Consider the following 16,228-nt stretch of genomic DNA (forward strand, 5'->3'; position numbering starts at 1 on the left):
TATGCGCAACTATAAACTTTACGCCCTGGTGAGCTGCCTGCTGGCAGCCGGAACTGCTTTTTCGCAAACTATAAAAGTTGATAAAAAAGTGGCAAACGCCATGCAGAAGGTGGAACCCGCTGTTATAAAAGCACACATTGATTACCTGGCGGATGACAAATTACTGGGCCGTAAGCCGGGCACGCCGGGTTACCAGATGGCCGTGGATTATGTGATCGATCAGTTTAAGAAAACAGGTGTGGCTCCTGCGGGCGAGAACAATACGTACCTGCAGACCGTGCGCCTCCGCCAGGCTAAAACCGGCGCGGATGTAACTATAACCGCCATCAATGGCAAAGGCGAACAACAGGTATTGGCAATGGGTAACGATGCCGTGATCTACCCGAACCCGGTACAGCAAAGTGTAACGATAGAAGCGCCATTGGTTTTTGCTGGCTACGGTATTTCTGCTCCGGATATGGGTTATGACGATTACGCCGGTATAGACGCGAAAGGCAAGATTGTGGTGGTTTTCAGGGGAGCACCTGAGCAATTTCCGAACACAATTGCAAACTATAGCATGGACCTGCAGAACACCCTTAAAAATGCGGCAGCACATGGCGCAGTTGGCGTTATAGTTGCCGCCCCTAACGAACGATCCAGAGTGCCAAACCTGCAGAATGGTGTTTATAGTGTGATGACTCCTGATGGTAAAGTGGGTGCTTCGCGCTCTTATGTATCGGATGATATCAAACTTTTAGCCAACCTGAGCTATAATACCCTGGAGAAGTTCTTTAAAGAAAGTAACCTGGATCTGGGCAAAGCACAGGCAAGTATAAAAGCGGGCAAACCTGCCTCCGCTACGTTGCAGGCAAGCATCAAAGCAAACTATACTTCTGCTTACCAGGATATTGAAAGCTACAATGTAGTTGGTAAAATAACCGGCTCCGATCCTAAACTCAAAAACGAATACGTTGTGCACAGCGCCCACCTGGACCACGTTGGCATTGGCAAACCTGTCAATGGGGATTCTATTTACAACGGTGCCCACGACAATGCGTCCGGTGTTGCCGGTTTACTGGAGATCGCCCGAATCTATAACAACATTAAAGTAAAACCGAAGCGTTCGGTGCTGTTGGTTATGGTTACCGCTGAAGAAATGGGCCTGCTTGGTTCTGCCTATTTTGCTAACCACCCTACTGTACCAACACAAAGCATGGTCGCCAACGTGAATACGGATATGCCGGCTATTATTGCACCTTTACTGTCGGTGGTGGCACTGGGTGCGCAACATTCTTCGCTGGCAAACCAGGTAGCACAGGCCAGTAAATACATGGGCTTAACCGTAGAAGAAGACCCTGAACCGGAACAGAACCGCTTTATTCGCAGCGACCAGTATAGTTTCGTGGTACAGGGTGTGCCGGCATTGCACATTAAGTATGGTAATAAAACGGCAGATGGGAAAAATAACCTGGATGAAACTGTAAAGAAATGGCGTGAGGTATACTACCACAAACCACAGGATGGCCCAGATGGTATTTTCGATTATGAGGCCGGTAAAAAGTACACCCAGCTTAATTTCCTGATCGGTTACTTAATTGCCAATCAACCAGAAAGACCAACCTGGAACAAAGATGATTTTTTCGGCACAAGAGCAGCGCAGTAAACTATAGTTTCCAGTTATTAAAACAGCCGGTTCAAAGATGAGCCGGCTGTTTTGGTTTTGGTTTAAGCCTTTTCCGGTTCTGAAAACGTGAAGGGGTTTGGAGCTTTGCTATAGTTGGTGTCTATTGTTCTATAGCTAGAGTGGTTTAACCACCCCCGGCCCCTCCTTGTCTAAGGCAGGGAGTTATTGCTGCCTTTGCTATAGTTGAGGTTATCATTTTATAGTAAGCGTTTTTAACCCACCCCTACCCCTCCCAAGAGGGGAATTTCTGATATTGCTATAGTCGGTGGCTATAGTTTTATAGTTTCTGTTTTAACACCCCTGTAGGAACGTCTGCAACATATTTCCAAACCAAACCATCCCCTTTATAAAGTTATACTTACATGTAACACCAGCAACTATAAAAGACTGATCAAAACAAGTATAAAATATTCATATACAACTATATTATCAAATCTAAACAAAAACCAAACTTCCTTAAATTATACAAATTAATACACCAAACAAAAATGTAATAACATGCTAGGTTATAAGCTGATTACCCTCTATACTTGTAGCTATTTTACCTGAAAACACAACAGGTAAGAGCCAACTTTTAGCCGGGTTTTTAAATGAATAGCACGCTTACTTCTGAGTTCTATAGTACTATTTTACAGCACAGCCATGACATGATCACCATTATAGATCCTTCCGGTATCTATAAGTATGTGAGCAATTCAGTTGAACTTCATTTCGGATTTAAAACCACTGAGCTTGTTGGTAATAATGCGCTGCATCATATTCATGCTGAAGACCTGCCTTATATCTTTGAGCTGCTGGAAAATATAAAAACCCAAAAGCAGATAAAAGCTCAGCCATTCCGGTACCTGCATCAAAACGGCAACTGGCGCTGGCTAAGCATGGTACTCACCAACATGCTGGATAACCCTATTATTCAGGGATATGTAACCAACTCACGGGATATAACCGAGGAAGTGGAGCTGATGCGCATGCGCGAAAAAAGTGAGGCTTACTATAAAGCCCTGTTCTTCAATCACCCGGACCTTGTTTTTACAATGAACGAAATCGGTCTGATAAATGAAAGCAACGACAGCGTATCGCGTATTTCGGGTTACTTTCCCCAGGAAGCTATAGGTAAACACTTTACCCATTATATTGCCCCATCTCATTTGCAGGAAGCTATGCAGGCATTCCGGAAAGTGATAAGCGGCGGCGCGCATACCTTCTCAACAAGGATTATCAATAAAAATGAGGAGCTTCTGGATCTTTGCGTAACGCTTGTACCCGTATGGCTTGGCAACAGAATAACGGCGGTACATTGCATTGCAAAAGACATTACACAGATAAAGTTATCCGAAAGGTTACTGAAAGAACAGGCTGCGCAGCTAAGCAACATCCTTGGCAGTATAACCGAAGGCTTTTTTGCTCTTAACAGGGAATGGTGCTTCACTTACGCTAACCGCACCTTTGCCAATTATTTTAAAGTCCCTGCCGAGAGCATCATCAACCGCAACATCTGGCAGAACTCACCGGAACTTGTGCGCACACTTTTCTATCATAAATGCCAGCAGGTTATGTCGACCGGCGAAGCCATTGAGTTTGAAGAATATATTGAGACGATACAGGCAACTACCAGCTATAAGATCTACCCTTTCGAGGATGGCATTGCGGTTTGCTTTACGGATATAACTGCTAAAAACACAGCCCAGAACGAGCTGAAAAAACTTTCGCTGGTAGCAAGCAAAACGACCAACGGCGTTATTATTACAGATAAAAAAGGTAAAGTAGAATGGGTAAATGCTTCGTTTACCAAGCTTACCGGCTTTACCCAGGAAGAAATGCTGCACCAGGATCCTATCACCAAATTGCAGGGCCAGGAAACTAATAAAGAGGATATTACCAACCTGAAACGGCTGCTTTGCCTGGCTATTCCATTTTCGGAGGAGCTGCTTACCTACAAAAAGGACGGCGGCAAGATCTGGATCGCTGCCGATATTACCCCGATCCTGAACGAGGAGGATAAAGTTGAAAAGTTCATCGTAATCTATACCGATATATCGGACCGTAAATTTGCCGAAGAGCAGCTGTTGCAGATGAATGAGAACCTGGTGATGCAGAACCGCGACCTGCAGCAGTTTACCTATATCGTATCGCATAACCTACGCGCTCCTGTTGCTAACATGATAGGCCTGACCCGCATTCTGCCTAAACTGGATATTAACACACCGAACTATACCACTGCCCTCCAAAGCCTGGATAAATCTGTTTTGCGCCTCGATAACGTGATCTGTGACCTGAGCAAGATATTATCCATCAAAAACCCTGAAAACGGGGACGTTGCCGAAACAATAGATCTGAAAAGTATAAGCGAAGAAGTGCTGAACAGCATGCAGGACACACTTTTCAGCCTGCAGGCAACTATAGAGCTGCAGATACCAAATGGCTTACTGCTAACCGCGAAAAGAGCTTACCTGCATAGTGTGCTGCATAACCTGGTAACAAATGCTATCAAGTACCGCTCTACGGACAGAACGCTTCATTTAAGGCTGAAAGCAGAGCATACACCCCAGGGAATATCGTTACTGGTGCAGGACAACGGGCTGGGCATGGATATGGAGGTAGTACGTCCTCACATTTTTAAACTTTATAAACGTTTTCATGTACATACTGAAGGAACGGGTCTTGGTTTATATCTCGTAAAATCTCAGGTGGAAGCCATAGGCGGCACCATTGATGTAGATAGCACGAAAGGGCACGGCACTACATTCCGGGTATTCTTCAGGGCGCAGCAGCATGATCGAAAGGGCGTATATAATTGATGATGACGAGATAAGTATCTTCCTGACATCAACACTACTGGAAACAGCGGCTTTTGCCCGCAAGGTAGAATGTTACCTGTTTGCTCAGCCGGCCCTCGAAAAATTGCAGCACATTCCGGAAACCAAGCTCCCTGAAGTTATTTTCCTCGACCTTAACATGCCCGGGCTTACCGGCTGGGATTTCCTGGATATACTGACCAAACAGGAAGACCGGTACCTTGGCAAAAGCAACATTTACATCCTTACATCTTCTGTAAATGTGCATGAAAAAGAGCTGGCCCTGAGTTACAGACTTGTCAGCGGTTTCCTGAGAAAACCACTCGACGAATGCGAAATAGACCGGATAAAAGAGGGAGTTTAACCCGCCATTAACTGCCGGTAATTGGTTAAAGAGTGATGATCTCTGACAAAGCAACTTTCCGGAATGGCCTCTACGTGCTGCACCAGCAAGCGCATAAAACCCTGTAAGGGAACTAAGGCTATAGTTGCACGCAATACACGCTCCAGCTTCTTAAACTTACCATACAGCTTTTGGGGATCAGCTTTGTAAAAGAAAAAGTAATGCTCTGCATCTATAGTTTCGTAGCCACAGAATTCGAGTGCACAAGCTGGTATGGTTTCCAGTTTATCAAGTTCTTCTATGTAGTAGGTTATTTTCTTTGTCGACGGAACAGGCACTTCTTCGGCCAGCAGGGGCAGTACCTGGTTTCTGCAAAAATCCTTTGGAGTGTAAAGTGCAGGCAAGGCTGCCGTTAACTCAGCGTAATACGATTTGAGTAGATCTTTCAAGATGTCTTAAGTAGAGGGTTTGGCTAAATAATATCACTTCCGGATATCTTACCCAAAACTATGCCTTATCCTGTAAAGTTCACTATGCCAAGTTTTAGTTAGGTTTTACTAGCTAAACTTCCTATGCTATTCTGACTATAGTTCTATAATTCATAGTAACTATAACCCAATAGCCAGCCAGTACATTTTATAGTTTGTCTGAATGAGATAGTGCAATCAGCCTATAGTTGGGGCAGCAAAATTTGATAAGATCAGTGGGTTCAGGAAGAGAAGGAATATTGCAGCGATATGAATTTACTACAATTAGAAAAATTAAAGCCATTAAAAAAATGGCTTTAAAATAGGTAAACCTTATTGAAATGTCTTTTAATCTGATCTTTATAGAAACAGAACTATGCATGCTCCTAGTGTAGAGCGCAACTATAGTTCTTACTTCAGTTCTTTAAGCAGTTTCCTTGATTTTACACGAACCGACAGCCAGCCATAGTTATTGCGCAGGCGCTCAAAGTTGTTACCTTCCACAATACCTTTCAGGCCGGTTTCTGAGAGCGCAGTTGCCAGTTCCTCGTCTTTAACCAGGAAATTATCCTGCACCAATCCATATCGGATAAATGAACAGTTAAGTCCCTCTCCGTTTTCTTTTAACACCATTGTCTGGCTGTTTTCCAGACCCTTTTTTAATCTCTCTAGCTCTTCCATTGCGATTATCATAACTATCTACTATACAAGCGGGCTTCTGACTAAGTTCAATCTTTTTATAAAATTAATGCTAACTTTTGTATCCCTGGAATTGTTAATGCTGTAATTGGTAAACACACTTCTATAATGGTTAAATGATATGAAATACAGGGGTAATAAAGAAGGTCTGTGTGCGCCGGTTTAACTATGGCTGCTGATTTACGTTACTGAATTATGCACCAAACAGGCAAAATGACCACTATTAACTATGCAACCGATGCCGATCTGAGGCAACTTGTTTTTCAGCAGGAGCGCGTGATCGTAAAATTTATAGACCAGAACTGTCAGATATGCAAAGCCCTTGCACCGTCGTTTGAAGCGCTTGCCAAACATGATAAATACACGGATGTGCTTTTCCTGAAAATGGATGCGAAGGAGAACCCGGTTTCGCGGAAAGAAGTGCAGTTTAGTAGTACTCCATTTATAGCTACCTACAGAAAAGGCATGCTTAAAGACTGCGGCCTGGTAAACAGCGAAGAAGAGATCACAAGCATGCTGGACAAGTTACTGGTGTAGCCTCCCGCCTATAGTTGCACACAGCTTAATCTTCTATCAGGATGCCCATTTTGCCCTGCTGGTAATCGCGCATCGCCTGCATAACTTCTATCTGGGTGTTCATCACAAAAGGTCCGTACATCGACACTTCCTCATCTATCGGTTCGCCGGCGAGCAGTAATATGCGGGTATCCTCTTTAGCAGTTATCGTACAGCCTTCACCATCTGGGTTCAGTTCTGCCGCATAGTGCCCTTCCACCAAACCGTACCCCTGCAAGGTTACTTTTCCATCCAGCAGGTACAACACGGCATTGTAATTTTCAGGAATAGGGATGGCGCATGTTGCGCCTGCTTTTATAGTGATGCGCAGAATCTGCAATGGTGTTAGCGTCCGGATCGGGCCCTTTACATCCTCAAATCTCCCGGTAACAACCTGCACTTCGTAGCCGTCCCCGGATACAGCAGGCGTTTCGGCAGCGTGCAGTAGCTGGTAGCTGGGCTGGCTCATTTTATATTTACGCGGCAGGTTTACCCAGATCTGGATTATTTCCTGCACTCCTCCCCTTTCCTGAATGTCGTGTGGCGGGCGTTCGCTGTGCGTTATTCCCATACCGGCATCCATCCATTGGGTACCGCCTTCATAAACTATACTGTTATTGCGCCTGGAATCGCGGTGGTGCACGCCCCCTTTGTAAATAAACGTAACCGGCGAAAAGCCCCGATGCGGATGAGGACCAATACCAGCCTTGCGCGGATCAATATCAGGCGAGATGGTAGTAACATGATGATGCAGCATCAGGAACGGATCGATCTGGTCTACCTGCTCAGTTGGGAAAGGCTGGCGCACCGGTGCTCCGTTCATATCTACTTCTTCGGCATACAGCAGGCGTGCTACAGTTCTGTTTTTCATGGCAACTATAGTTTATTCTTATACATGGTACGAGATCGGCAGCAAAGTTATCCGGACCAAATATACAACTATAGTTTACTGCGCCTTTAAACAAAAAGGTCAGCCTTTCAGCCGACCTTTTGTACATTGTATCAGGAGTTCCACCTGTTGTTGGGATCGTAATCATCGTAGCCGCCACGGTCTATGTTGCGGTCGTTTCTATAGTTGTCTCTGTCTTTATGCCTGATATCACTGAAACTAGTGTATAAGCTGCGCTGGTTATCCGGGCTATAGCGGCCAACATTTGTATTTCTTTCAAAATCAGCTATCCTCATTCTGGAGCCAAAGCCTTCGTCGCCATAGTTTTCCCTGTAGCTTTCTCTGGTATAGTCCGAATTATCCCTGTCATAGCGTTGCGATCTTGTATTTCGGCCACCGCCATAACCCGACATCGATACATAATCGTCCACGTTGCCCTCTCCGCCACTCATAGAGCCATAGTTAGAGGAGCCGCCAAAGTCGCCATGCGCACTATAGTTTGACCCACCGAAAGCGGAGCCACTATAGCCGCTTGTTCTGCCGGACCCATAGCCCTGGTCGTGCAGTCTTTCGCGGTCGCGGCGCATGCGTGCTGCTATATCTTCACCAGTATCCGTAAAGCGGCCTTCATTTCCGAAACCCGCTATGCCATAGCCTTGCCTGATCGTGCTTAAGTCGTCGTTATCGTCTCCCTGTGTGTTGCGGTAGTAATTGTCTTTCATTTCATGATTGCGGCGTCGGTATTCTTCGTCGCGGTCACGGTCTCTGCGGAAACGGTTTTCATAATCACGGCCAAAATCGCCGTCGCGTGAAGAACGGTCCCAGTCTCTGCGGTTCTCGGAGCCAAGGCCACTGTGGTAATATTTATCTCTATCGTATCTTTCCATAGCTTTATAGTTTATAGTTTTACACGTTACTTCGGAGCCAACCTACAGTTGTAATCCAGTTGGCACTCTGAAAGAGCAGCGCCTGTATTGGTTGTGCAGACGCTGAATTTTACGTTTATAGTTTAGCTGTTGTATATATAATCGTTATTGTACCTGTCTCTGGAATCGTTGTTACCTCTGTTGCCGTAAACGCTTCGCTCACGATCCAGGTCGCGCTCATCATACCTTGTAGACCCATAGCCCTGCGGCATTCCCTCAAAAGACCGGTCATATCCCTGGTTACGGTCATAGGTATTCATACCATAGTTTCGCGATTCGTATTCGTTATATCTATCGTAGCCACGGCCACCTGTGTTGTAATGGCCTCTGCTGTTATAGTCTGGTTCGCGGCTGCCGGCAAAGCTGCCATAGTTGCGACTGTTGTAATCTATATAATCTTCGCTGCCGCCATACCTGCTCTGGTTGCTGTAACGGTCGTAGTCCTGGCTGCCATAGTTGGAGTGGCCATATCCTGAGCCTCCGCCATAGGTGCTGCCACCTTCGCCGTAGCGTGTACCGCCACTCATATCGCCATAAGCATGTGCGCCATAGGTACCGGACTGGCTATAGCTGTTTCTTTCGCGATCCCTGTCGGCGTCATGGTAATAGTCGTTGCCACGCATGCTTCGCGCCGCACCCATTTCACGTCCGCCATCTCTGCCCACCGACCTGTTCTGGTTATCGTAATCGCTGGTATAGCCGCCATCGGAACTTGTACCATAAAATCCGCCATAAGACCTGTCGCGGTCATACTCATTTCGTGTTCTCATAGTTTATTGGTTTAAGCGTAAAACATTCCTTTATAAACGAAGCCTCCGGGTTGCGGTTCTGCTTTATGCTTTTAATTACCAGCCTTTTACTATAGCCCGAAGGCCATTTATCCGACTAAACTATAGGAACTCAAGCCAAATAATAGCAGTATACTTCCGGAGTTACTCAACCCAAAAAGATGGAGCAGAAGATATTTATCGGCACCTCAGGATGGCATTACAAACACTGGATGGGCACGTTTTATCCGCCGGAGGTAAAGAGCAAAGATTTTACAGCGTATTATACACAAGTCTTCAGAACAGTAGAGATCAACAACTCATTTTACAAGCTGCCCACTGCCGAAACTTTTGCGGCCTGGCGCGCTGCCGTACCCGACGATTTTATTTTTGCCGTAAAAGCCAGCCGCTATATTACCCACATGAAAAAGCTGAAAGAACCCCAGGAAGGGTTGAGCAGGTTTTTCGAAAACGTAAATAAGCTGGAAGAGAAACTGGGCCCCATCCTTTTTCAGCTACCACCTAAGTGGCACGTAAATGCAGACCGGCTCCATGATTTTTTGAAACTACTCCCACCCTACTACAGGTACACATTCGAGTTCAGGCACCCAAGCTGGTATACACCCGAAATCTATAGTTTGCTGCAACAATACAATGCTGCCTTCTGCATTTACGAACTGGAATATCATCTGTCACCATTAGAGGTAACTGCTGATTTTGTGTATGTGCGGCTGCATGGCCCCGGAGCAAAGTACCAGGGCAGTTACCCGGAAGAAACACTGCAGGATTGGGCTGCCAGATGTAGTGCCTGGCAGCAACAGGGACTGGATGTCTATGTGTATTTCGATAATGACCAGCTCGGTTATGCGGCTTTCAATGCCCAGCGTCTACAGGCTATAGTTCAGGAACAAAATCTGCCTTAAAACCTGTTATAATCTGATTGCTTAACCTGATGCAAAAGTGCCTAAACAATAGGCGTACGACAGGGTTAATTAATCGAGAAAAGGTTATGTAAGTTGGTTTGATGACCTTACTTTTACACCGCCAGCAGATGCTGATACGAGAATATAATTTTTACACATGTTAACGACAGATATATGTATAGTTGGCGCAGGCCCGGTGGGCTTGTTTGCCGTTTTTGAAGCAGGATTGCTTAAAATGCGCTGCCACGTTATCGATGCGCTGCCTATAGTTGGCGGACAGTTATCAGAAATATACCCTAAAAAACCGATCTACGATATACCTGGTTTCCCGGAAGTTTTAGCCGGCGACCTGGTAAAGAATTTAGAGAAACAGATCGAGCCTTTCCACCCTACTTTTACACTTGGCGAACGCGTAGAGCACCTGCACAAACAGGACGACGGCAGCTTTATAGTGGAGACATCAGAAGGCACGAAAGTAGCTTGTAAAGTGGTAGTGATAGCAGGCGGCCTGGGTTCTTTTGAACCACGGAAACCAGCCATCGAAAACCTGGAAACCTTTGAAGGCAAAGGCGTGAACTATATGGTGCGCGACCCGGAAACTTTCAGAAGCAAAAAGGTAGTAATTGCCGGTGGTGGCGACTCTGCCCTGGACTGGGCTATTTTCCTGGCGGGCGTTGCCGAAGACCTGACGCTGGTGCACCGAGGCACTTCTTTCAGGGGAGCGCCTGAATCGGCACAGAAAGTATTGAGCATGGCTGAAGAAGGTCAGATTAAGCTACTGCTGAAATCGAACGTAACCGATGTGCACGGCAACGGTAAACTGAACGCCGTAACAGTACTTGTAGATAATGCCACACCATATAACATCGAAGTAGATTACTTTATCCCGCTTTTCGGACTGGTACCTAAGCTCGGCCCTATTGATGCCTGGGGACTGGAGCTGGACAAGAGCGCGATCGTAGTAAATACAGTGGATTATTCTACCAACATTCCGGGGGTGTATGCCATCGGTGATATTAACACTTACCCGGGTAAATTGAAGCTGATCCTTTGCGGTTTCCATGAGGCGGCTTTAATGGCCCAGAGTGCTTACAACATTGTATACCCGGATAAGAAATTCGTACTGAAATACACTACCGTAAACGGCATACAGGAACTATAACACATGGAAGAACTGATTAAGATTATAGTTGAAACCCAGGATGGCGAACGCGTAGAACTGGAAGCGCCTACAGACATGGGTCTTTCGGTAATGGAGGTGATGAAAGCCAATGAACTGAACGTACCTGCTATTTGCGGCGGAATGGCCATTTGCGCCACCTGCCACGTAGAGGTGCTGGAAAGCGGCGAACTACCCGAGATGAACGATGATGAGGCTTACATGCTGGAAACACTGCCACATGCTACAGCCACCAGCCGTTTATCGTGCCAGCTGCGTATATCTCCTGAAATGGATGGGTTGGTAGTACGATTAAAGCCTGAAGCGTAAGCAGCTTAATATATAACTATAGAAAGGTGTTCTGGTAAACGGAACACCTTTTTTATTGCTGTTCCGGATATCAGGAATGCGATTGAACTATAGCCAGCCCTTTACGGCCAGCCCAAAGCCAAAGCAAGATAAGAATTACCTCTCCTATGGCATCCAGCAGATACACATCCCAGATCACATCATTCAGGGCATAATACATATCTATTCCTGTAAGGCCGGCGGCGCCTGCAATGCCAAGCCATTTTAGTTCGGGAGTTACCTGCTTCCGAATACCTGCCACAAGCAATACCCCACCAACTATAGTTATCAAAACACTAACAGTATAAAGCAGCCAGATATCCGCTTTAGGACCTGTAACTATAAGGAAGCTCTTTAAATGCAAATAGGGCCATACTCCGGTTACAAACCAGTATAGCCCCTGCAATTTGGCAACTGTATATGCCTTCATACTTAAGGTTTATCTTATTATCTGCTCGAATACCGGCAACGTATAGTTCTCTCCTTCCGCCATCAGGTGTACGTTAAGACCGAAGATCGAAAATGGCTGCCCTGTTTCTATTTCATATATACTGTTTCGGGTTACTTTCATGCCATCTACTACTGTAATTAACCCCGTGCCGATTACCTCTATATTCCGGCCTTCTGTCACCATTATAGCCGTGTCTTCTTCCAACCCGATACCGATACACCCGGGGTTTGTGGCAATGCACTGCGCCATCCGGACGATGCGGCCACGTTGTATAAAGTGGGTATCGATGGCTACATTCTTTAAAAATTCGAGTCCGGTGGTAATACGTACATCCCCTTTAAGCATGCCATGGGCTGTTTCACCTTCATAGATCATAGGTGTAGACAGGGCGGCTGCTCCGGCACTGGTACCGGCAATAATAAAGTTGTGGTGCGTATAGCGGTCTTTTATAGTTTCCAGGAAAGAGGTGCCTCCAAGTATAGCTGTAAGTTTAAGCTGATCTCCGCCGGTTATCATCAGGCCGTCTGCTTTGTTTATGATGTCGCAGTTCTCCTGAAGCATGGCATCTGCTCTTTCTTTAATATCAATAACTTTTACATTTTTTACCCCTAATTCAGTAAACACTTTCACATAATCCTGCGCACTCTTATCGGGCTCACCCGATGCTGTCGGCAACACAGCCACCATCGGGTTTTCACCCTTCAGCTCCTCTACAAAACGCTTCAGTATCTCAGTTTTTATAAAGTCCATGCTTAGGCGCTGCACTTCTGTTTCTTCGTCTCCGTTTTTGTTTTCTTTACCGCCAATAGCCAGCAGTTTCCCCTTGGGTGCAGGTAATTCATTCTGGCGTTGATTTTTATCTACTGGTTCCGGGCTGTCTTTCTTCTTTGCCATAGTCTTACACTGTTTTAAGGTTTTAGGGTTTTTTAAAGCTTTTTACTCTTGCCACTACTGAATCAGATACGGCGGGCTCACCTGAAAAGGTAACCCAGCCTTCGCGCTTAGAATCCCTGGGCGCAAAAGCAATCTGCAGTTCCGATTTATCCATTTCTTTGCCATTACTATACAGTATAAATTCAGCAATAACTTCTTCGGCTGTCGTGCCACCTTTGTTTGTAATGGTCACCTGGTAGCGGTTTGGCGCCTCTTCCGACGGGTCGTGACTTGCCTTTGCAAATACTTTCGGATCTGTTGGATCGTAGGTTTTAACCATGTAGCCTAAGTATCCGAAGATGCCAAGCAGCAACAGCAGGCTAACGGCAAACACAAGCCACTCAAGCCAGTTTTTTTCGTCATCCTTATTCTCTTTATTTTTGTCTCTATTCCTGTTATTATTCATGTTCGCTATTCTATTTTATAAGCAAACGGCCAGCTGATGCGCCCAAAGACGACAATACGCCTAAAACTATAGTTTGAGAAAACGCCGTCCAGAAGCTTACGTTATCGAACCTGCCGAAGAACCAGAGTGTGAAGGCCGAAGCCAGCAGTGCCACCAGGTAACTTACGCATGTATCGAAGGTAAGCCAGAACAGCAGGTCTTCAGAAACCTTAGCGGCCGTTCCTTTAAAATCACTGAAATAAACTACTACTACACTTAGCAGCAGCGAGGCCAGTGCCATCAGTAAAATGTGTACTGGCTCAGCCTCCACAGCCAGCATCACTACCTCTTCGGTAGGCGCTACATTTCCGCCAATCAGCAGGGCACCGCAAAAAGCCAGCACGATCATCCCCAGGCGGCCAGGACTCTTTTCTTCTTCCAGCTTTTCGTTGTCCTCTTCTTCAATATCAGCGCCTAGCTGCGCCGTACCAATCGATACGCCTATGGATACCGCCATGGCTTCTATGATCACTTTGCCCATCATTTCGCTGCTCATTCCCATATCAGTTAGCTGAATACGGTTTAATACGAGTAGCACACAAAACGAAAGCACAAGCCCAATACCCATTTCTTCTACCGAGTCGATCATGACGCTGCGCCACGTTACCCCGGGCCGCATACCTGCATAACGGTTATAGCCCAGTAGCAACAGGTAAGTTGCTATTACCAGCGTCAGCAACTGTATTGGCGTGGCACTAAAGCCGGCCCACCATACCTCCATGGTATACAGCAATGGAAAGCTAAATAGCAAGCCTCCTGTTATGCCCCGCGCATACTCTTTCAGCGACTTACTTACGGGTCTGTTTCCTATCAAACTCTTTTACCTTTTTTGTACTGTACTTATTTTATGGCAGTATACGCTTTCGATTTATATAAGTATATTAATGGGAACATACTTGCCAGCACAATTCTTTACTCCTCTCTAAATCAATTACAAAAGTTAAAACATCCTGCGCAGGCAGGTATTTTGTTGGCACGTAAAAAAGAAGTTTTTGTGCCACCTACCACTTGCACAAGGCTATTTTTCTCTTCGTGCGCAGTAATTAACTAAGCTGTATGCCTAAATTATAATTGTGCTGATTTCGTTTCCGTAGCGCTCGGGTTTGTACGCTTGCAAGATAGGAGGATATGGAAAACACACTGAAATTAAGCATTTGTACAGGTAAAATACCGTTTTATACCTTCCACAAATTGTACTTTAGCCGCCACTATCTGATCGGGAACTATAGCATTATTCCTGACGGATGGAAACAGTTTGATTCTGGTATGAATATTGCAACATCGCAATGTTTAAATATCTTCTAACCTTAACCTAAAACAAACATGAAGAAATTGTTTACAATTGCCATCCTAGGCCTGTTAAGCACAGGCGCATTTGCACAAACCAGTCAGGGCACTAAAGTGGTATCTGGCGATCTATCATTGAGTATCTCAACTTATGATCAAAAGGTATATAACCCTGTTATTGATAGAACCTCATTTTATAGAACTAATGGTACAGCTTTCCGTTTTGCACCTGGCATAGGCTACTTTATTAAAGACAATTTAAGGGTTGGTGCCTATATTGGATATGGTCTCAATAACTATAAATATATTACCCGTGATCAATCAACAAGTAGTAGCAAGGCAAAAGAAAGGGAACATATATATCAGATTGGTGCATCGATAGTAAAGTACTATATGCTGACTGATAAATTCGCGTTTACAACAACTGGCGGTATCGGATTCGAAAACAGGGAAAGCAAAGCAAACAATAATCCTGAATCATCATTTAAGAAGAACAGCGAAACATTAGCTTTACACGCAGGCTTAACGCCTGGTCTTGTTTTCTTCCCAAGTGAGAAAGTTAGTGCAGGAATGGGCTTTGGATTTCTGGGTTATAGATCAGAAAAGAATACAAACTATTATGAAACTTCAACCCATGAAAATTCAACTTCTAGTATTGGGTTAGATCTGAGAAGCTCAACCTGGGTAGTTAACTTCAGCTATCATTTTAATCGCTAACTATAGTTAACAAAACAAAGAGGCCTGTGCAGTTTATAGTTGCACAGGCCTTTTTTATAATTTATAGTTAATTACTGAATTAACAATTTAACAATCTAACAATTCAACCATCAAATCTACCACCCACTTGCCAGCACATCGGCAATATGCATGGTTCTGATCGGCTTGTTTTGTTTTTTGATATAGGCTTCCAAATGCATCAGGCAGCTACTGTCCGTCGAAACTATAAACTCGGCTCCAGTGGCCAAAGCGTTGTCTACTTTCTGCTCTGCCATCGCCGAGGAGATCGCTTCAAACTTAACGGCAAATGTACCACCGAAACCACAGCACGTTTCGGTATCTTCCATCTCTACCAGTTCAAAGCCATCTACGTTTTGCAGCAACGCACGCGGGCCCGCTTTAATGCCGCATTCACGCAGAGCGCTGCATGAGTCGTGGTAAGTAAATTTGCCTGGTAAGGATGCACCCGGTATAGAAGTTATGCCCAGTACATCTGTCAGGAACTCGGTGAACTCGTACACTTTTTTCTGCATAGAGCGGTATTTCACCAGGTTCGACGACTTTACAAAAATATCCTGGTAAGCGTTGCGCACCATGCCCACACACGAGGCAGAAGGGGCTACTATATAACTGGATGAATCGTTTGAGAAATCATCTAAAAACTTGGTAGCTACTTCGCGGGCTTCGCTGAAAAAACCGGCGTTAAAAGCAGGCTGTCCGCAGCAGGTCTGGTTTGGGTTATAGTTCACTTCGCAGCCCACGCTTTCCAGCACTTTCACCATGTTCATGCCTGTTTCCGGAAACATCTGGTCTACGAAGCAGGGAATGAAAATATCTACAATTATCTTTTTTGCCATA

General features: G+C 45.3%; 18 protein-coding genes. 8 read left to right on the forward strand and 10 right to left on the reverse strand.

Features of this window, described 5'->3' with window-relative positions; translation table 11 throughout:
• Nucleotide 1: 1 nt before the first annotated feature.
• The 3 genes from KYK27_RS00195 (at nucleotide 2) to KYK27_RS00205 (ending at nucleotide 4,825) form a co-directional block, all read left to right on the forward strand.
• Nucleotides 2–1,645, forward strand: coding sequence for a M28 family peptidase (locus KYK27_RS00195; protein WP_199108069.1), 1,644 nt, complete (start codon nucleotides 2–4; stop codon nucleotides 1,643–1,645).
• A 611-nt stretch (nucleotides 1,646–2,256) separates the two neighbouring features.
• Nucleotides 2,257–4,464: a PAS domain S-box protein gene (locus KYK27_RS00200; RefSeq protein WP_199108070.1), complete on the forward strand. Its 2,208-nt coding sequence runs from the start codon at nucleotides 2,257–2,259 to the stop codon at nucleotides 4,462–4,464.
• The gene (locus KYK27_RS00205) at nucleotides 4,439–4,825 is read left to right on the forward strand and encodes a response regulator (protein ID WP_199108071.1); all 387 of its coding nucleotides are present in this window, start codon (nucleotides 4,439–4,441) and stop codon (nucleotides 4,823–4,825) included. The genes KYK27_RS00200 and KYK27_RS00205 overlap by 26 nt, the downstream gene beginning before the upstream one ends.
• Here the strand turns inward: KYK27_RS00205 and KYK27_RS00210 are convergent.
• Together KYK27_RS00210 and KYK27_RS00215 are read right to left on the reverse strand one after the other, a co-directional pair.
• The gene (locus tag KYK27_RS00210; RefSeq protein WP_199108072.1) at nucleotides 4,822–5,253 is read right to left on the reverse strand and encodes a hypothetical protein; all 432 of its coding nucleotides are present in this window, start codon (nucleotides 5,251–5,253) and stop codon (nucleotides 4,822–4,824) included. The two genes, KYK27_RS00205 and KYK27_RS00210, sit on opposite strands and share 4 nt — an antisense overlap.
• Before the next feature lie 429 nt (nucleotides 5,254–5,682).
• Nucleotides 5,683–5,964, reverse strand: a complete 282-nt coding sequence (locus KYK27_RS00215; RefSeq protein ID WP_246594247.1) for a hypothetical protein — start codon at nucleotides 5,962–5,964, stop codon at nucleotides 5,683–5,685.
• A gap of 219 nt (nucleotides 5,965–6,183) precedes the next feature.
• Here KYK27_RS00215 and KYK27_RS00220 point away from each other — a divergent pair, with 219 nt between their 5' ends.
• Nucleotides 6,184–6,507, forward strand: a complete 324-nt coding sequence (locus KYK27_RS00220) for a thioredoxin family protein (RefSeq protein ID WP_199108074.1) — start codon at nucleotides 6,184–6,186, stop codon at nucleotides 6,505–6,507.
• A 25-nt stretch (nucleotides 6,508–6,532) separates the two neighbouring features.
• Here KYK27_RS00220 and KYK27_RS00225 read toward each other — a convergent pair whose 3' ends face one another.
• From KYK27_RS00225 to KYK27_RS00235, 3 genes are all read right to left on the reverse strand, one after another.
• Entirely contained in the window at nucleotides 6,533–7,396 is an 864-nt protein-coding gene (locus KYK27_RS00225) for a pirin family protein (protein WP_199108075.1), read from the reverse strand.
• Between the two features lie 131 nt (nucleotides 7,397–7,527).
• Entirely contained in the window at nucleotides 7,528–8,301 is a 774-nt protein-coding gene (locus tag KYK27_RS00230; protein WP_199108076.1) for a hypothetical protein, read from the reverse strand.
• Between the two features lie 122 nt (nucleotides 8,302–8,423).
• On the reverse strand, nucleotides 8,424–9,110 hold the full coding sequence (locus KYK27_RS00235; RefSeq protein WP_199108077.1) for a hypothetical protein: 687 nt from the start codon (nucleotides 9,108–9,110) through the stop codon (nucleotides 8,424–8,426).
• A 179-nt stretch (nucleotides 9,111–9,289) separates the two neighbouring features.
• Between KYK27_RS00235 and KYK27_RS00240 the strand changes: the two genes are divergently transcribed.
• The 3 genes from KYK27_RS00240 (at nucleotide 9,290) to KYK27_RS00250 (ending at nucleotide 11,519) form a co-directional block, all read left to right on the forward strand.
• On the forward strand, nucleotides 9,290–10,030 hold the full coding sequence (locus KYK27_RS00240) for a DUF72 domain-containing protein (protein WP_199108078.1): 741 nt from the start codon (nucleotides 9,290–9,292) through the stop codon (nucleotides 10,028–10,030).
• Nucleotides 10,031–10,187: 157 nt separating this feature from the next.
• Nucleotides 10,188–11,192, forward strand: coding sequence for an NAD(P)/FAD-dependent oxidoreductase (locus tag KYK27_RS00245; protein ID WP_199108079.1), 1,005 nt, complete (start codon nucleotides 10,188–10,190; stop codon nucleotides 11,190–11,192).
• Between the two features lie 3 nt (nucleotides 11,193–11,195).
• A complete protein-coding gene (locus KYK27_RS00250; protein ID WP_199108080.1) occupies nucleotides 11,196–11,519 on the forward strand; it encodes a 2Fe-2S iron-sulfur cluster-binding protein in 324 nt (107 codons plus the stop codon).
• Between the two features lie 70 nt (nucleotides 11,520–11,589).
• On the opposite strand, the gene KYK27_RS00255 is transcribed toward KYK27_RS00250, so the two are convergent.
• The 4 genes from KYK27_RS00255 to KYK27_RS00270 are packed head-to-tail and all read right to left on the reverse strand — an operon-like array spanning nucleotide 11,590 to nucleotide 14,180.
• Complete coding sequence (locus tag KYK27_RS00255; RefSeq protein WP_199108081.1) at nucleotides 11,590–11,967, reverse strand: hypothetical protein; 378 nt, start codon at nucleotides 11,965–11,967, stop codon at nucleotides 11,590–11,592.
• A gap of 9 nt (nucleotides 11,968–11,976) precedes the next feature.
• Nucleotides 11,977–12,882, reverse strand: a complete 906-nt coding sequence (locus KYK27_RS00260; protein ID WP_199108082.1) for a cyanophycinase — start codon at nucleotides 12,880–12,882, stop codon at nucleotides 11,977–11,979.
• 22 nt (nucleotides 12,883–12,904) lie between these two features.
• A complete protein-coding gene (locus KYK27_RS00265; protein ID WP_199108083.1) occupies nucleotides 12,905–13,327 on the reverse strand; it encodes a hypothetical protein in 423 nt (140 codons plus the stop codon).
• A gap of 10 nt (nucleotides 13,328–13,337) precedes the next feature.
• A complete protein-coding gene (locus KYK27_RS00270) occupies nucleotides 13,338–14,180 on the reverse strand; it encodes a TIGR02587 family membrane protein (RefSeq protein WP_199108084.1) in 843 nt (280 codons plus the stop codon).
• 509 nt (nucleotides 14,181–14,689) lie between these two features.
• Between KYK27_RS00270 and KYK27_RS00275 the strand changes: the two genes are divergently transcribed.
• Nucleotides 14,690–15,370, forward strand: a complete 681-nt coding sequence (locus KYK27_RS00275; protein ID WP_199108085.1) for an outer membrane beta-barrel protein — start codon at nucleotides 14,690–14,692, stop codon at nucleotides 15,368–15,370.
• A gap of 116 nt (nucleotides 15,371–15,486) precedes the next feature.
• Here the strand turns inward: KYK27_RS00275 and KYK27_RS00280 are convergent, their stop codons facing one another.
• Nucleotides 15,487–16,227: a (Fe-S)-binding protein gene (locus tag KYK27_RS00280; RefSeq protein WP_199108086.1), complete on the reverse strand. Its 741-nt coding sequence runs from the start codon at nucleotides 16,225–16,227 to the stop codon at nucleotides 15,487–15,489.
• Between the last annotated feature and the right edge of the window lies 1 nt (nucleotide 16,228).

This window comes from Pontibacter populi (genome assembly GCF_019336435.1).
Lineage (GTDB): Bacteria > Bacteroidota > Bacteroidia > Cytophagales > Hymenobacteraceae > Pontibacter > Pontibacter humidus.